Origin of the sequence: Anaerotignum sp., assembly GCF_017483025.1 — a bacterium.
Lineage (GTDB): Bacteria > Bacillota > Clostridia > Lachnospirales > Anaerotignaceae > Anaerotignum_A.
Window position 1 is genome coordinate 1 of record NZ_JAFUMA010000038.1, and the last position, 15,227, is coordinate 15,227.

The window sequence follows — 15,227 nt, forward strand, 5'->3', positions numbered from 1 at the left end:
CTGCCAATCGGCAGCGACAGTTATTTATTATACACGCATGTCGAAAAAAGTCAATACCTTTTTTTCAACTTTTTCATTTTTTCTGAAGTCTTTGATTTTATAAAGAAAAACGGTCTTTTCCCGAACCATTTTCCAAGAAAAAACCGTTTTCCTTCCTTATAATGTGCCCATAGATGTGTGCACTTTAGTTACATTTGTTTGTCTTGCTGTTCTTATCGTTTTTGTTTGTCTTATCGTTTTTGCCTGTGTCGATGCTGTATTCCTGCGCAAATTCTGTTCTGTTCATGCCCTTCTGGTTGTTCTTTTCTGCTTTGTTGTTTGCTTTGTTGTTATTCTTATCCATCTCTATGACCTCCTGTGTTTTTCCTTTGCTTTATCAGCGAGTTTTTCTCGCAGTCATAGTATGGCTCGTCTTTTTTCTTTTATGCACCCTTTCGCTTTGCCGCCAGATATCTTTTTTTATATTTTACTGCGGCATAGCGCATGATTTTTTGATACACCACTGGATTTGACATGCCACCCGCAGCACCCACAACAGGCAGACCCTGAATAAACTTCGCCGCCAGCATCGCATCAGAAAGAGCAGAAGCAGCTCGTTTTACTTCATCTTCAAATGTAAACACCTCTTTTGCTTCCGCAAGGCCTATCCATGCATCCACCAGTTGATCTGCCAATCTCTTTTCCTCTCCATTCGCTAACCCCGCTGCAATGATCCTTAAAATGAGAATCTGTTCTTCCTTCTTATTGTAATCATAGCCATATCTTGCTGCCGTTTCATAAAGACCTTTCAGCAGCATCCCGAGGAAAACAGGAATATCCGGGATGCCAACTCCCAGCAGCCCTAAGCCAATACCTTCTGCTGTCGTCACGGCAGAATTAAGCAGTCTGCTTTTCTTTCCGACTGCTTCCAGCTTTTTCAGTGACCGTTTCGTCGGCTTTTTTGGATCTATATTAAAAAAGTGGACACGAAATATAACTATACGTTACAATAAAGTAGACACCAAAAGGAGGTATCCTCATGTCCACAAACAAAAGTTACACAAGGTATGATGAAGAATTCAAAAGAACTCTTGTCAACCTGTATCAATCCGGCGGCAAGACACAGACTGCACTTTGCAAAGAATACGGAGTATCTCAGACCGCTCTTACTCGTTGGATTAAACAATACTCAACCGTTAAGACGGATGATGGCGAAATTCTCACTGCTAAGCAAGTCAAAGAATTACAGAAACGCAACGCTCAGCTCGAAGAGGAGCTCATGATATTAAAAAAAGCGATTGCCATCTTCACGCCACACTCGAACAACGATTAGATGCGATTCATAAGCTTCGTTTTCAGCATGACATCAAAACTCTCTGCCGTGTTTTAAGTGTTAACAGAAGCACCTATTACAAGCATTTTTGTTCTGAACCTGCTGACCGCACCAAAGAAAATCAGGAAATCTGTAAGATGATTCTTCAGATCTATGCTGATTGCAACAAAAGACTTGGTGCTTACAAGATCACATATGTTCTTCAGCGTGATTATGGCATGTTGATCAGCGTCGGCAGAGTGTACCGCCTGATGAAAAGCCTTAATCTCCCCAAGATGTCCACAGAAAAACCCTTTCGCAATTACAAGCACCGCGATAATGGTGAATATACCAACCACCTTCAACAAGAGTTCACACAGAAATCTCCAAATCTGGTTTGGGCCAGTGACTTCACCTATATTAAAGTTGCCGGCAAATGGTACTATCTTTGTATCGTTATGGATCTATTTTCTCGCAAAGTCATTTCCTGGTCTCTATCCGGTAAACCCGATGTCGATCTAGTTATGACCACCTTTAAAAAAGCTTATGATAAACGGAACCAACCAGCCGGTCTCATGTTCCATTCTGATCGAGGATCTCAATACACTGCTTTTGCATTTCGGCAGTTATTAGATTCTCTTAATGTCGTGCAATCATTTTCAAAGAAGGGATATCCTTTCGATAACGCCTGCTGCGAGTCCTTCTTCAAATATCTCAAAAAGGAAGAGGTAAATCGGAAGACCTACCATTCTTTGCAAGAATTAAAGCTTTCCATCTTTGAATACATCGAAGGATTTTACAACTCCAAAAGACCACATGGATCAATTGGAATGATGACTCCCAACGAAAAGGAAGAAATGTACTGGGGACAAGTCTAATCAGCTGTCCTCAAAACTTTTTATTTATAAAACGTGTCCACTTACTTGACTACAGTGCATTCCTCCGATTGCAATTGATCTTTTTCCTCACGAAGCTTGTCCAGCTGCAGATCCAATTCACTTTTTTCCTGTATAAAAAAAGCAGGATCAAGATATCCGTCCACGATCATTTGGGATAGGATCTGATTCTGCTTTTCCAGTTGTTCTATCTGTTCTGTTATGCTATTTAGTTTTTCATCACAACGACAGGACAAGGTATCTTCTGCCTGCTCCAGCCTTTCCACGATATGCTCCAACACACCGCTGTTATATTTTAGTTTATTACACATGTCGACAAATGCATTCTTGATATGCTTTTCTTTGATCCTGCCACCGAAAGGTTGGCTGCATCCGCTCTTTTCAATGTGGTTCACGCAAATCCATTGCACTTCTTTTGCATAACTTACCCTACGGCGGAAAACACCATCACACCTACCACATTCAATTTTTCCTGAAAATCCATATCTGTTCAGCTTTTCCTGAGACATATTTTGATTTCTATAACCCATGATTCGCTGTGTTGCTTGGAATTCTTCTGCCGTTACAATAGGCTTATGACTGTTTTCAACAAGATACTGAGTCACTTCTCCATGATTCCACTTCTGTTTTCTTTCTGGGAATTCTGTTCGATAAGTTTTCTGATAGAGAAGTTCTCCTTTATAAAGGGGATTTTTCAAAATATATCCAATACCGCCTACTTTAAATGGTTCACCATTTCTGCCACAGTATCCCTTTTCATTCATTTCCTCGGCAATGGTACTCATGCCTTTTCCTTCCAGATAACTTTCAAATATAAGCCGTACCACCTTCGCTTCTTCTGGCTGGATCGTTAATTCTCCAGTTTCATCATATCTATACCCCAGTCCAGTAAACTGCTTAAAGATACCATTCTGGAAACGATATTGTACTGCCCATTGTGCATTCGTTGATACTGCCTCAGCTTCAGCCTGAGCAATGGAACTCAGAATCGACAGCATCAGTTCTCCCTGCATCGTCATGGTATCAATATTTTCTTTCTCAAAATATACTGCAACACCCAGTAATTTCAGTTTTCTAATATTAGAAATACAATCCACAGTGTTTCTGGCAAATCTGGAAATGGATTTTGTAATGATTTTATCAATCTTACCTTTTTCACAATCTTCCAGCATCTTCAGAAAACCCGTTCTTTTTTCCGTCTTGGCACCGCTGATGCCTTTATCAGCATAGACCTGAACCAACTTCCAGTCAGATTTTCTTGAAATCAGATCCTGATAATATCGAACCTGCACTTCATAGGATAGTTCCTGATGATGCATATTTGTACTAACTCTGCAGTATGCGGCTACACGGATCGGCTCATCCTTTTGTCTGCTTCTCGCCTTTACAGGCATAATTTCCGTTACTCGTTTCGTCATAAAATTCCTCCTTTCCTTGTTTTCAGCCAAACAATACTGCAAAGTTTCTTACACATCCATAGGTGAATCAGATAGTTCTTTCAAGATCGGCGGAAAAGCAGCCGCATTTAATTCATCGATCAAAATAAACTGTTCCTCTGTAATCAATCCCTCCAGAAGCAATCTCTCCAAAATAATAACTGACTTTCGATAGCAAATTTCATTCTGCACCTGTGTCATTGTCATATCTATCCCCCTGTCCGTTTTATAGTTTTCCTTTTTCATCTTTAGAAAATAAAACAGGAAAACCATAAATGAGCATGCCAAAAACGGCATGCTCATAGGTTTCTCTGATTCAAATTTGCCGTATTTGACACTACTTCCCCAGCAAAGGGCAGCAATACAAACAGCGCTGGCTGCACTCATAGGCATCTCACCTCCCCCATTGAAACGGGCCGCCGTCCTTGCGATGTCTGGGACTCGACGGAAGTATCATTATCCTTCTATTCAGGTCATCGCAATTTATCCTTGCCAAAGATAAATAGCCAACAAAAAAATCGCTCCGATCTATTTCACTCACTGCCGGGCTGTTTTTCTATTGATTGATCCCCCACTGCAAAATATCCTCATGGCGCATTGTCTGGCTCTGCTTTTCCATCACTGGCTGAACAGAGAATGTATTCATATTGCTGGATATGAAATTTACAAAGAACATTGGGGCAAAGAATAACCCCCTCATCCTTTAAGGAAAAAACAAGGGGGTTTTATAACTGCTTGTCTAAAAAATTTTTAAATACTTTTATTCGATACTGTCTCTAAGGACTTTCAAGATTTTTCGTTTCGCCTTGTTCACAGCCGCCTGGGAGATCCCCAGCATCAATGCAATCTCACGTTCTTTATATCCCAACAGATAAAGTCTCACGATATAACGCTTATCCATTTCCCGAATAATTTGAACAATCTTCTCATAATCTATATGAGAGATTGCTTCCTCATCTGTTCTGAAATTGATGTCCTCGATCAAATCTTTACCACGGTAGGACTCTGTATCAAATCCGTCATAACTGATGACATTATTATATTTAAGTTTCTTTTTCTGCTTGTTTTCATCTTCCTTGCCATCGTAAAACGCATAATAAATATGTCGTTCCACCTCAACAAGGCCATATTGTGTTTTGATATAATATTTTCTTTCCGTATGATTCATATGTAATTCCTCCAATTCCAATTCAAAAATGAGCAAATTCAAATCGGAGGAACCGGCGGTGACCTGCAGCCACCTCTATATAAAAAAATGCACACCAAAAAAACAGATGTGCATGCAAAAAACAGGTAAACTTTATTATTATTTCTTAAATTGACATTTTTTAGCGGACTTTGTAGGAAGTTGTTGTAAATTGTCGAAAAGAAAAAGGGTATAAATCCCTCACGGAATCCATACCCTTTTGAACGGTTTTCTAATAATTTATTATCACTATTTTGATTTTCTGCAGTTCTTTTCAAGTTTGTCCTCTATTCGCTTGAAAAGGCTTTTCTATAAATACATCCATGAGTGCAGGCCATACTTTCCTCTCACTATAGGCTTTTTAGAACCACGCATCTAACACTTGTTTTTCTACATGCAAAAAGGTCTGACATCCATCAGGAAGATGTCAGACCCTAAATAAAATGGAAGTTAAGACAATTTGAACGCTTGTCTTTCGACCTGTCTAAAGTACAATTAATTTCAGATAATTATCAAATTTATTTAAGATCTTTGTCTTTAACAAGTCTGATAACCATCATAACCATCAGAATAATACCTACATAAGAACAAATAGGGAAAATAGTATTTACCAGCTGGTTCAGAGGGATCATAGAACCAACTACAATACCAAATACTGCCATAGCAACTACAACGATGCGCTGACGTGTAGAACCATCGGCACCACCAAATCTTCTACCCATGATCCACAGGTACCCAACGATCGTTGTGAAAATACCGGTACAAACGCAGATTGTATAGGGCAGAGCCAAGTAAGGCATAGAGTTTTCAATTGCAGACAGCATGGGAATCATTGGACCGAATTCTGCAACATAATCCAAGTTCAGCAGAACTGTTAACAGACAACAATAAACACCCGCTACAAACAGGATAGCTGCTACGATACCAGCTGCTACACATTCTTTTTTGCTGTTCAGACGAGGACCAACACCAACGTTATAAGACATAACGAGGGCAAAACCCATAGTAACATAACCAATCGCGCACAGCACAGGGTTAGTAGAACCAAACATAGTTACCTGAAGGAAAGTACCCTGTTCTACATATTCGCCGATGTTTTTCTGAGTTTCCATCAGGTTAGAACCATTAGTAGCAATGTTGTAAATACCAACAACTACCATCAGCGCAATGATGATAATACCGCAAACACCCAGAACATCAGTCAATTTTTCCAGACCCAGACATACAACCAGTACAGAAACAACACCAATGCCCAAAGCACCAGCCCAAACAGGAGCACCCAGATACTGATGGATTGTTGCACCGCAGCCTGCGAACATCGCCAAACAAGTTAAACCAATCACAACGTTAGTAAGGATATTGATTACTTTACCCAAAGTAGAACCGCAATAGTATTCATAGGCAGTATTGGGGTCATCAAAGCGTTTTTTGTAACCTGTATAGAAAGTTGCGATACAATAAAATGCTACCAAAGCCAGAGCTATAAGGGGCATAACAACGGGATACATTCCGCCGTATGTACCAAAATACTGCATTACTTCCTGACCGGAAGCAAAACCAGCACCAATCTGGAAAGCTGTAAATGCACCACCGATTTTAAATACATTTATCCAGTTAATTTTAGAAGTTTGTTCCATAGTTATTTCATCCTTTCTTCATCCTCGGTATATTAAAGGAATCCATAATATGGTGTCTGTGTTACAACAGATTTTGCATACTTGATCAAAGTAATTGCATCATATACAGGCATATTCAGTTCAGCCTGCAGACGATGTGCATAAGGGGGCATATCAGTACATTCCAGCAGAACCGCACCAATATCAGGGTTTTCTTCGATCATTTTATGAGCCATTGCAGACAGTTCATCGCCTACTTTATCATAATCCAAACCGCCCTCACCAGTTAAAATATTAGGGAATTCTTCCTCATCTTGCATACCATAAACCACGCAACGTGCCTGCATTTCTTCGCTGATACCGCAAGCTTCAAACAGGGATTTTGTCAGTGTGTTTTTGTTTGCAGTCATAATGCCTAATTTCTGATTAGATTTCAGACCTACCAGCGCCCAAGGAACCTGTACCATAGAAGACAGATAGCAGGGAACGTCCAGACGATCTGCAACCAGTCTCTGATAATGACCAAAGAAACCGCAGTTTGCACAAATTACACGACAACCGTCCATTTCCAACTGTTTTGCCGCTTCAACGATATTCTCTACCAGAGACATGTCGCCGGCCAGGATGTTGTCAATTCCGGAGCCTTTGACTTCAATGAATTTTACAGGAAAATCATATGTGTATGCGTTGGAAACATTGCCAGGAAAGAAAGGCAAATGTGCCCACAGCTGCAAAATACCTACAGGAAAACCATTCATCAGCTGTCCTACAGTTGTGTCATATCTTCTATTTGGGGTATTAGGACCCATATATCCCCAGTTGCGAACCATTTTCGTCATTCTAAAAGCTCCTTTCATTATAATATCCTTTGTGATTAAAATTATTTTTTACCTGTCTGAACGTATTTCAGCAGTGTGTCTTTATCCATGCCTTCAATACCCAGTTCATCCAGACCACAGCCGTTTGCTCTCCAGTCTGTTTCATGAACAACATTGATGATATCGATGAAGCCGTTTGTCAGAGGCATTTCAACGCCGATTACTTCTGCGATTGCTGCCCAAGGAACCAGACCATAAGGGATATCTTCTGTCAGGTAACGGCTGCTCAGGGAGTTAGGACCACAGATAGGTGTCAGACCGATGGAACCATGACCTTCTTTGTACAGATCCTGCCATGTCCATTCATAATCATCAGGACGGCCAGCGAAGTCTTCCATAGGGCGCAGGTTGTAGCCCAGAACTTCACCGATTGCTTTACGTTCTTTATCCATAGCGATGTTCAGACGGCAAGCGGAAGGTGTCCAACCATGTTCATACAGGAAGAAGTTAACCTGAGGGCTTTCAATGCTGGAGATGTTGAACAGAACGGGACCTGCATGCCAGTCAGGATTTACGATAGCCAGACCACATTCCAGAACGTCTGTATAGATTCTTTCGAAGGGGAACAGATCTTCACGCATTTCGTCGATCAGTTCGGAACCTTTTTCTGCAGGCAGGAACGCAATGTTGATGGGGTTACGACCAAATACGTTAACTTCACCGGAACCAGGAGCTGTCAGTCTTGCGTCGTAAGGCAGGTTGTTTGCATCTGCGAATACAGGGCAATCTTCGTCGTCACCAAATACATTTTTCAGTACCAGAGCAGAGAATGCACCGGGGTATGTAACAACGATCTGATCTTTATGCAGGTGGCCTTTCAGCAGTTTTGCATAACCCAGGTGAGAGAATGCAGGTGCTACGATACAGATGTAGTGGCAACCTTCTACTGCTTCTGCGATATCGTCTGTTACCATGTTCAGAGTAACTTCACCCTGCAGTTCTTTGATGTTGCCGCCCAGTTTGATTGTTTTTGTGTCAAAAACTTTCTGCATGTTTTTCTTGAACTGAGGCATTTCGTACATGTTTACTGTATGACCTTTCAGTGTCATTTCTGCAGCCATAGTATGTGCACCATTGCCGCCGCCCAGAACCGCGATTTTCTTAGGATTTGTAACTTTCATTGCCATAATTCATTCATCCTTTCTCATTGAATAAAAGTGTAATGTTTCTTTATACATACATTATGCCACTGAAAAAATACGAAAACCACGCGCGAAAAACAGGAACTTATTGCCTGAAAATTCAAAAAAACTCATAAGAACAATACGAAAAATCAAAAAAACCTATACAAAACATACAATTTTTTCTACATAAAATTTTTCGTAATTTTGAAATCCAGCTTTAATTCTAATTAAAAAAGAAAAATCAACAAAATGATTTTTCTTTTTTATATAGTATATTAACAAAGTCTTTTTTTAATCAATAGAAGATAGAGTGCACAAATACGATCAAAGTCATATAAATCTAAATTATATAACTCTTGAAGTCTTTGAAAACGATATACTAATGTACTTTTGTGAACATGTATCTCTTTTGCTGTCTGAGTAAAATTAAATCTTGATCTGCACCAATGATCGATCAGTAAAAATACTTCCTCATTTTTAAAAATTTCGTCAGGAAATTCCGATTCAAGTTCCGTACAAATATGTTCGGGAAGGTATACAGCTATCTTTTCTAAAAGTGCATCGCTAATTGCTAGACTACTCCCTTGACGTATTTCTTTTTCCAATAAACGGGAAGCAAAACACGCATTTTCATAAGAATTTCTCAGCAGTTCTATCGAATCTGCCAGCGATCCAATCCCCATGCGAATGGAATATCCTAAATTCTGCAATTCAACTTCGAACTTTTTGCACTTCTCTATCACACCTTGATCGGATTGTAAATTTTCTTTGTCGCAACATATAAAAGCTACATACTCTACGTTATTCTGAGGACAAATAAAATCCTGTGGATTTTTAAATATTCCAGAAAATTTTTCATCTATTTTCTTATTGATAAAAGTGGATTCTTTTATAGTAATATTGCTGCCCTCTTTTGATAAAAGCTCAATAAACACTACTATTCGTGATAAATTCAAATCGATTTCCATATTATATGCTTCTTCATATATTTCTGAAGAAGGATACATACGATTATCAAAAGAAATGATCTTTCGCAAAAGACTTTGCTTTTTCAAGGTCTTTCTTGCAGAAATTTGCTGCTGATTACGAAAATCCAAAAAAATTTCAGACATCTGCTGAATCAGCATAACATAACGAGATACCTCCTGCGGCGCACCTGTAATGCCAATGGTTCCTACAACATCGTCTTCTACATAAAATGGAATTGTCATACCAGGTCTTGTCCCCGCTAATTTAACAACCGCACGGCTATCATGATAAGCCATTTTTCCATCATTTATAACTTGAACAGACGCTTCATGAACAGTGCCAACTCGCGTCAGATCACTACTCGCAACAACAACGCCAACTTTATCGGTAATCAATACATCATGGCCAATAATCAAACTGATACTTTGAACTAATTTATCACATAATTCACGCTGTAAAATCTTTGTTATTGACATTTCCACTCCCTCCTCATCCTATAACGCCTTGCTGTATATTGGTTATGGATCCTCCTGTTCCCATTTCTCTTAGAAAACAAGCTAGAATAGTTCATATATCGTGTTATAACATGATCTTAAACACAAACCACTCTAGCTCCGCCTTCATCTTTTTTCTTTTATCTTTTGTATTTCAGAATTTTTTCCTAATAGTATTGGTATGTAGTAACGTATTTCCTTTTCTCTTATATATCATTCTTTCCAAATCAAAAAAATCCTTGTTCAGAAACTATATATAGAGATAAATACAGCTTGCAGCCCCCATTATTTCTCGCCAATATGTTCAATTCTATCCAGCAATTTTTCAATTCCAGTATCATCACCAAATCCAACTTCTACTATTTCCCACGCTCCAGCCATTTTTAAAATTTCTTGACCAGCCTTCGCTAGTTCATAGCTTTCACAGATATCCATTTTAGTGATTACTCCAATAATTGGTTTTCCGCCAAACATAGAACTCATTCTAGGAGAAAAAGCATTTTGTTCATCAATCGCAGAAAAAAGAAAAAGTATTACATCTGCATCTACAGCTGTAACCGTAAGGGCATTATAATACTGTTTTAACTCCAAATACTCCCCTGGTGTATCTACGATATCAGTCCCCATAACCTGAATAGCTTGTGTCTTCTGATAGCGAATATCCTCACCTAAGAGCCTTTGGCTTAATGTAGTCTTACCACATCCAATTTTCCCGATCATCATAATTTTTTTCATCTTTCATGACCTCGTAATCTCTGTCATCGTAAAATGAAGGATCTCACCTAGAACTCTCAGCACATCTCTTAATGCCGCTTCTACAGCTGACACATCCCCACAGACAACCAAAGAACCAGAAAATCTGTCAACAAACACAATTTCTACCTCTGCCGCCTTTGTAGCCACATCAGCACCAATAATAGCAGCTTCACTAGGGGTAATCGTAAGAATACCTAAAGCTCCGCGTCTTTCACTGAGAACCCCCAGTTTCTTATATAAGTCATCAATTGGATTAGCGATCAAGTGTGCCATCGTTACCTGTTTGCCAGGAACATATTCCTGAATTACGCGCTGTTTTGAATCAAAAGGATTGTTCTCTGCCATTCTTACACTCCTTTACATCAGTGACTCAAAAATTTCTTTTCTAGGACTGGGGATCACTACACTTGTCACGCAAAGACCTTTTTCTTCACCTTCTGCCATACCACTACTTACGGCAGCTTCCACAGCAGCCACTTCGCCAGTAAGAACGACAAAAGATTTACCGCCGATCCCAATTCCCAGACGCACATCCATTAGCGTTACGTCTGCAGCTTTCGCCGCTGTATCCGCTGCATAAATAGCTGCAGTGATACTGAAAAATTCCATCACACCAATTGCATTTACGCCTTCTGGTTCTGAAGACAAATTGATAGCCTCAATAACCTGTGGATGAATTCTCGGAATCACCACAGAGTCTACCATATTTGTATCTAACACATTTGCTCCAGCATCTAAAGCTGCAGATACTGCAGCCACATCTCCATAAAACAAAATGGTATATTTTCCCGGACAAACAGGTTTTGCGTACAACAATGTAGTATCCGCTGCTTTCAGAACAGCATCCGCCGCCTGAATTCCTTTTGCAATGCTATTGCTCTCTAAAATCCCAATGGATTCCATTCTTTTCACGCTCCTTTCCCGGAATCAATTTCTATGTATGCTTCTGCCACTTTAACTTTACCGTCAATAGAAGCATACAGTATAGAACCTAATGTTCCATCTGGACACACTGCAATTTCCTGACCAACCTTGACAATGTCGCCATCTTTCACAAGAGGCTGTGCAGGCACACCAATGCTCTGACGAAGTGCTAATCGAACAGTCCTAACTTCATCTGCTTTCAGTTCCTTCAGCTCATCAATCTGAATATCTTCATACTTTCCTACACCAACTTTGGTCGCAACCTTCTTAGTAGGTGCTTTACGCAGTTTTCTTTCTGGAAGAGCATACCGCTCTTTCTCCTCTGTTTTATAGCGGATACCCGCCTTCGCCAATTCTCTCTTGACCATAGCATTCATTTTTCTTGGCTGCAGACCCATAGGGCAAGCATAAGTTTCGCAGATACCGCACTCGCAACAAAGTGCCGCATTCTGAATATCCTTATCCTCTAAAAGTTCCTGAACATCCATTCCAGAAGCCAGTTTTCTCATAACACGATGTGGCTGGATCGGATGCCCCAGTAATGCTCTGGGGCAAAACTGCGTACAGAATGTGCATTGAATACATGCAGATTTTGCTCTATTTAACATATGACTTTGTTTCATTTTATTGGATCTTGCAAGGGCATGATCTACTGGAAGCACGATCAGTCCAGACATGGTTTTCGTTACAAATGCCTCATCCGCTTCCTCTTTTGTCATGATTTTTCCCATCATCGGTCCGCCATTCACTACAATATAATCGGAAATAAGAGTTCCTCCTGCCAACTCCAGACACTGTTTTACCGGAGTGCCTACAGGAACTTTTGCAATAACCGGATTACGCACCTCTCCCGTTACAGTAAGATACTTATTCGTAAACGGCTTATTATTCATGGCCTCATAAATGCAATACAAAGTAGCAATATTACTTACTACACACCCTACATTCATAGGAATGCCCGCAGGAGGAACAACCTTTCCTGTTACTTCATATACAATCGTCTGTTCGTCCCCTGCCGGGAAAAAGGACTCCATCTCATGGATATGTACAGACGAAGCTGCTTTTTGGATCGCCTTATTCAGACTTTCAATTTCTCTTGTATAAGAACGTTTTAATGCGATTACGCAATCATTTGCACCGCTTTCTTTTTTCAGCGCATCTGCTGCTGCAATCAGTTCTTCTGCTCTATTGCGCATAAGATAGCAGTCATTCTGCAAAAGAGGCTCGCATTCTGCACCATTAATAATAATGGTTTGAACGGGACCTCCATTATATTTTGCATGAGTCGGAAAACCTGCACCACCGCAGCCTACGATGCCAGCCTGACATATCATCTCTGTCAGTCCCATATTACTCACCATCCTTTACAATTTCTAAAGAGTCAATAATACCTACGATGGCACTGTCGATAGGGCTCTCATCGGAACCGGCTGCGCGGCGCGCTGTACTACCCGTAACCACCAGCACTTTTTCGCCGATTCCGGCCCCTACTGAATCGGCTGCAACAAAGGTAGAGCCCTTTTTTTCATCTGTCAAAATTTCTTGTACGATCATCAGTTTATGTCCATTTAGAGCCGGTTCTTTTTTAGTGGCCCAGACATGCCCAACTACCAAGCCAATTAACATGGGCTTACCTCCATTTCTACCATAATAGTTTTACCCCCGCCTGACGCAGAACATCCTTCGCTGCCGGCGTTATAATGATCCCTTTTTTCATTGCAATTTGAGTTACTTTTTCTGCTATCATCTGCCGCGCAATGGCTTCTGTAATCAACTTTCCATCAAATTCTTTCACAGAATCTTTACTTGTCCCTGTAGCAATCCTGCTAGCCCCATTGCCATCTGTGGTACAAGGCTTAGCACCCTTTGTTACATTCTCCTGCACAGCTTCTTTGGGGCTATGCACTTTCCTTGATACTCGCATTTTTGCCATAGCATTTTTTTTCAACATACAACCATTGGCTTCATCGAAGTCAATATGCATAGCAAGTCCCGCTTCTTCACTAACACGACAAATAACATCATCCATTACCATAGACCGTTCTCCTGGTAAATCCACAGAAACCTTCTGTCCGTTTACGATACCAATTTTTTCTGCATCTGCCGGAGTGATATGAATATGCGCCTGAGCAATAATAACACTTTCTTTTGCAAAGACTACCCCTTTAGGTCCAAAAATATATACATCTGCCGCTCCCTCCAGATCACCGGACATGCGTAAAGGTGCCTGAAGCCCTAATGCTCGACAATCTGTAAGGGATAATTCTGTCTGTATTGCCGAACGTGCCGGACCCAAAACCGCTACATTTTCAATTCGCCCCTTGGAAGTTACCAGAGTAACTCTCTCTTCGCTCAAAAACTGCCCTGGCTGAGATAATGGACGCTTTGGTGTAAGCTTAGCCCCCGTACCAAAAAGCTGTTCTACAGCCTCTTCTGTCAGATGTACATGTCTGGCAGAAACTTCCACCGGAAATTCCAGAGGCAATTCCTGCATTTCCTCCTCTCCATATTGAGAAAGGACGCGGAAAATGATTTCCTCAATTTGTTGTTTATTCATGTTGCTTCCCTTCTATCTTTCATAATAGCCGGAGAGAATCCGACAAAAAAGTATATAAATACCACTACTTAATCGATTTAAATGCTGAATGATATTCAGCTCATCCCCCCTTTCAAATGCATGTGCTGCACAAAGTTCTGCCTCTCGTACCTGAGTACGTAAAAAGTTTAACTCCATAGCAACAGCACCCATTGAGGGATTTGGTATAGGATGATTCATGCCAAATTCTTCACGCACGTTATGGGACACATGTCGTAATTCTTCATGATTCAATCCAAAAAGTAAGACTTCGTCTAAAGCCTCATTTTTCACTTCTGCTCCAAGAATGACCTGCAAATAGAAAAGTACACTATCTAAATCCTTGCACAATTTCTTTTCTTCTTGGAATTTGACCTGCATCAAAAGCACCTGCGCCTCCAGGCTATCCAACTTACCTCTTAATGCAATGCGAGGATGGGTTTTGGGAATCAACCGATTGCCATAAAGATGAGTCATATCCTCAGGCTTTTCCTGATATCCCTCTCCTGTAATTGCATCAATATAAGTATGTTTCCCTGCCTCACGAATAGGAGTATAAGTCATCGTCTGATAAGCACGTTTTTTCTGAGAGCCTTCTACAACTACGTTACGATGGTCAACCACAAGGTTTACCTTTCTGTCACGTAAAAACTCCTTTGCCAAAGGCGTCACAAAGGTCCCTTCTTCCACGTGAAATTCTCCATGGGCTTCTGAAATTTTTAATGTCCTCAAATCAGCCTCTGTCAATACTTTCATATCTTATTCCTTCTATCTTACAATCTTATTATTCTGCACCTTTAACAATGTTGGGCAAAATAGATTCTACTTCGCCGTGGGGGCGAGGGATTACATGTACAGATACCAGTTCGCCTACACGACCTGCTGCCGCTGCGCCTGCATCTGTTGCTGCTTTCACAGCACCTACGTCGCCACGTACCATAACTGTTACCAGACCGCCACCTACATGTTCTTTACCGATCAGAACAACGTCTGCTGCTTTTACCATTGCATCCGCTGCCTCAATGGAACCTACCAAACCTTTTGTTTCTACCATACCAAGTGCCTGCAGTGCTGCCATATAT

Annotated in this window: 18 protein-coding genes; 1 reads left to right on the forward strand and 17 read right to left on the reverse strand. The window is 40.6% G+C overall.

The window, feature by feature from the left end; translation table 11 throughout:
* Positions 1-184 precede the first annotated feature (184 nt).
* Positions 185-343 carry a hypothetical protein gene (locus tag IJ369_RS03190; protein WP_290715909.1) on the reverse strand — a complete coding sequence of 53 codons (159 nt, stop codon included), beginning with the start codon at positions 341-343 and terminating at the stop codon, positions 185-187.
* Between the two features lie 79 nt (positions 344-422).
* A complete protein-coding gene (locus IJ369_RS03195) occupies positions 423-980 on the reverse strand; it encodes an EcsC family protein (RefSeq protein ID WP_330612914.1) in 558 nt (185 codons plus the stop codon).
* A gap of 38 nt (positions 981-1,018) precedes the next feature.
* Here IJ369_RS03195 and IJ369_RS03200 point away from each other — a divergent pair.
* Positions 1,019-2,169, forward strand: a protein-coding gene (locus tag IJ369_RS03200; RefSeq protein WP_290715911.1) for an IS3 family transposase whose coding sequence is annotated in 2 segments (ribosomal slippage) — positions 1,019-1,277 and positions 1,277-2,169 — 1,152 coding nt in all. Because the reading frame shifts where the segments join, the coding sequence is not laid out codon by codon here.
* Between the two features lie 41 nt (positions 2,170-2,210).
* On the opposite strand, the gene IJ369_RS03205 is transcribed toward IJ369_RS03200, so the two are convergent.
* From IJ369_RS03205 to eutM, 15 genes are all read right to left on the reverse strand, one after another.
* Positions 2,211-3,605, reverse strand: coding sequence for a recombinase family protein (locus IJ369_RS03205; protein WP_290715914.1), 1,395 nt, complete (start codon positions 3,603-3,605; stop codon positions 2,211-2,213).
* Between the two features lie 48 nt (positions 3,606-3,653).
* Positions 3,654-4,010, reverse strand: coding sequence for an SHOCT domain-containing protein (locus tag IJ369_RS03210; RefSeq protein WP_290715916.1), 357 nt, complete (start codon positions 4,008-4,010; stop codon positions 3,654-3,656).
* Positions 4,011-4,383: 373 nt separating this feature from the next.
* Positions 4,384-4,791 carry an RNA polymerase sigma factor gene (locus IJ369_RS03215; RefSeq protein WP_290715918.1) on the reverse strand — a complete coding sequence of 136 codons (408 nt, stop codon included), beginning with the start codon at positions 4,789-4,791 and terminating at the stop codon, positions 4,384-4,386.
* 536 nt (positions 4,792-5,327) lie between these two features.
* A complete protein-coding gene (locus IJ369_RS03220) occupies positions 5,328-6,446 on the reverse strand; it encodes a YkvI family membrane protein (RefSeq protein WP_290715920.1) in 1,119 nt (372 codons plus the stop codon).
* Between the two features lie 32 nt (positions 6,447-6,478).
* Positions 6,479-7,264 carry an aspartate/glutamate racemase family protein gene (locus tag IJ369_RS03225; RefSeq protein WP_290715922.1) on the reverse strand — a complete coding sequence of 262 codons (786 nt, stop codon included), beginning with the start codon at positions 7,262-7,264 and terminating at the stop codon, positions 6,479-6,481.
* A 41-nt stretch (positions 7,265-7,305) separates the two neighbouring features.
* Complete coding sequence (locus IJ369_RS03230; protein ID WP_290715925.1) at positions 7,306-8,430, reverse strand: NAD/NADP-dependent octopine/nopaline dehydrogenase family protein; 1,125 nt, start codon at positions 8,428-8,430, stop codon at positions 7,306-7,308.
* 272 nt (positions 8,431-8,702) lie between these two features.
* Positions 8,703-9,872 carry a CdaR family transcriptional regulator gene (locus IJ369_RS03235; protein WP_290715927.1) on the reverse strand — a complete coding sequence of 390 codons (1,170 nt, stop codon included), beginning with the start codon at positions 9,870-9,872 and terminating at the stop codon, positions 8,703-8,705.
* A gap of 303 nt (positions 9,873-10,175) precedes the next feature.
* Positions 10,176-10,625, reverse strand: coding sequence for a EutP/PduV family microcompartment system protein (locus tag IJ369_RS03240; RefSeq protein WP_290715929.1), 450 nt, complete (start codon positions 10,623-10,625; stop codon positions 10,176-10,178).
* 3 nt (positions 10,626-10,628) lie between these two features.
* On the reverse strand, positions 10,629-10,991 hold the full coding sequence (locus tag IJ369_RS03245; RefSeq protein WP_290715931.1) for a BMC domain-containing protein: 363 nt from the start codon (positions 10,989-10,991) through the stop codon (positions 10,629-10,631).
* Between the two features lie 12 nt (positions 10,992-11,003).
* Positions 11,004-11,549, reverse strand: a complete 546-nt coding sequence (locus tag IJ369_RS03250; protein ID WP_290715933.1) for a BMC domain-containing protein — start codon at positions 11,547-11,549, stop codon at positions 11,004-11,006.
* A 5-nt stretch (positions 11,550-11,554) separates the two neighbouring features.
* A complete protein-coding gene (locus tag IJ369_RS03255; protein WP_290715935.1) occupies positions 11,555-12,919 on the reverse strand; it encodes a 4Fe-4S dicluster domain-containing protein in 1,365 nt (454 codons plus the stop codon).
* A gap of 1 nt (position 12,920) precedes the next feature.
* On the reverse strand, positions 12,921-13,196 hold the full coding sequence (locus IJ369_RS03260; RefSeq protein WP_290715937.1) for a EutN/CcmL family microcompartment protein: 276 nt from the start codon (positions 13,194-13,196) through the stop codon (positions 12,921-12,923).
* 16 nt (positions 13,197-13,212) lie between these two features.
* Positions 13,213-14,127 carry a phosphate propanoyltransferase gene (pduL, locus tag IJ369_RS03265; RefSeq protein WP_290715941.1) on the reverse strand — a complete coding sequence of 305 codons (915 nt, stop codon included), beginning with the start codon at positions 14,125-14,127 and terminating at the stop codon, positions 13,213-13,215.
* Positions 14,128-14,139: 12 nt separating this feature from the next.
* Positions 14,140-14,901 (reverse strand): hypothetical protein, encoded by a 762-nt coding sequence (locus IJ369_RS03270; RefSeq protein WP_290715944.1) that lies wholly within the window; start codon positions 14,899-14,901, stop codon positions 14,140-14,142.
* A 28-nt stretch (positions 14,902-14,929) separates the two neighbouring features.
* A complete protein-coding gene (gene eutM / locus IJ369_RS03275; RefSeq protein ID WP_290715946.1) occupies positions 14,930-15,223 on the reverse strand; it encodes an ethanolamine utilization microcompartment protein EutM in 294 nt (97 codons plus the stop codon).
* Positions 15,224-15,227: the final 4 nt, after the last annotated feature.

What these genes read in the sequence shown, in the direction of transcription:
- IJ369_RS03270 (WP_290715944.1), bottom strand. Translation starts at nt 14,901, where the DNA reads ATGAAAGTATTGACAGAGGCTGATTTGAGGACATTAAAAATTTCAGAA.
- IJ369_RS03220 (WP_290715920.1), bottom strand. Translation starts at nt 6,446, where the DNA reads ATGGAACAAACTTCTAAAATTAACTGGATAAATGTATTTAAAATCGGT.
- IJ369_RS03250 (WP_290715933.1), bottom strand. Translation starts at nt 11,549, where the DNA reads ATGGAATCCATTGGGATTTTAGAGAGCAATAGCATTGCAAAAGGAATT.
- eutM (WP_290715946.1), bottom strand. Translation starts at nt 15,223, where the DNA reads ATGGCAGCACTGCAGGCACTTGGTATGGTAGAAACAAAAGGTTTGGTA.
- IJ369_RS03215 (WP_290715918.1), bottom strand. Translation starts at nt 4,791, where the DNA reads ATGAATCATACGGAAAGAAAATATTATATCAAAACACAATATGGCCTT.
- IJ369_RS03205 (WP_290715914.1), bottom strand. Translation starts at nt 3,605, where the DNA reads ATGACGAAACGAGTAACGGAAATTATGCCTGTAAAGGCGAGAAGCAGA.
- IJ369_RS03240 (WP_290715929.1), bottom strand. Translation starts at nt 10,625, where the DNA reads ATGAAAAAAATTATGATGATCGGGAAAATTGGATGTGGTAAGACTACA.
- IJ369_RS03225 (WP_290715922.1), bottom strand. Translation starts at nt 7,264, where the DNA reads ATGACGAAAATGGTTCGCAACTGGGGATATATGGGTCCTAATACCCCA.
- IJ369_RS03230 (WP_290715925.1), bottom strand. Translation starts at nt 8,430, where the DNA reads ATGGCAATGAAAGTTACAAATCCTAAGAAAATCGCGGTTCTGGGCGGC.
- pduL (WP_290715941.1), bottom strand. Translation starts at nt 14,127, where the DNA reads ATGAATAAACAACAAATTGAGGAAATCATTTTCCGCGTCCTTTCTCAA.
- IJ369_RS03255 (WP_290715935.1), bottom strand. Translation starts at nt 12,919, where the DNA reads ATGGGACTGACAGAGATGATATGTCAGGCTGGCATCGTAGGCTGCGGT.
- IJ369_RS03210 (WP_290715916.1), bottom strand. Translation starts at nt 4,010, where the DNA reads ATGAGTGCAGCCAGCGCTGTTTGTATTGCTGCCCTTTGCTGGGGAAGT.
- IJ369_RS03245 (WP_290715931.1), bottom strand. Translation starts at nt 10,991, where the DNA reads ATGGCAGAGAACAATCCTTTTGATTCAAAACAGCGCGTAATTCAGGAA.
- IJ369_RS03260 (WP_290715937.1), bottom strand. Translation starts at nt 13,196, where the DNA reads ATGTTAATTGGCTTGGTAGTTGGGCATGTCTGGGCCACTAAAAAAGAA.
- IJ369_RS03235 (WP_290715927.1), bottom strand. Translation starts at nt 9,872, where the DNA reads ATGTCAATAACAAAGATTTTACAGCGTGAATTATGTGATAAATTAGTT.
- IJ369_RS03190 (WP_290715909.1), bottom strand. Translation starts at nt 343, where the DNA reads ATGGATAAGAATAACAACAAAGCAAACAACAAAGCAGAAAAGAACAAC.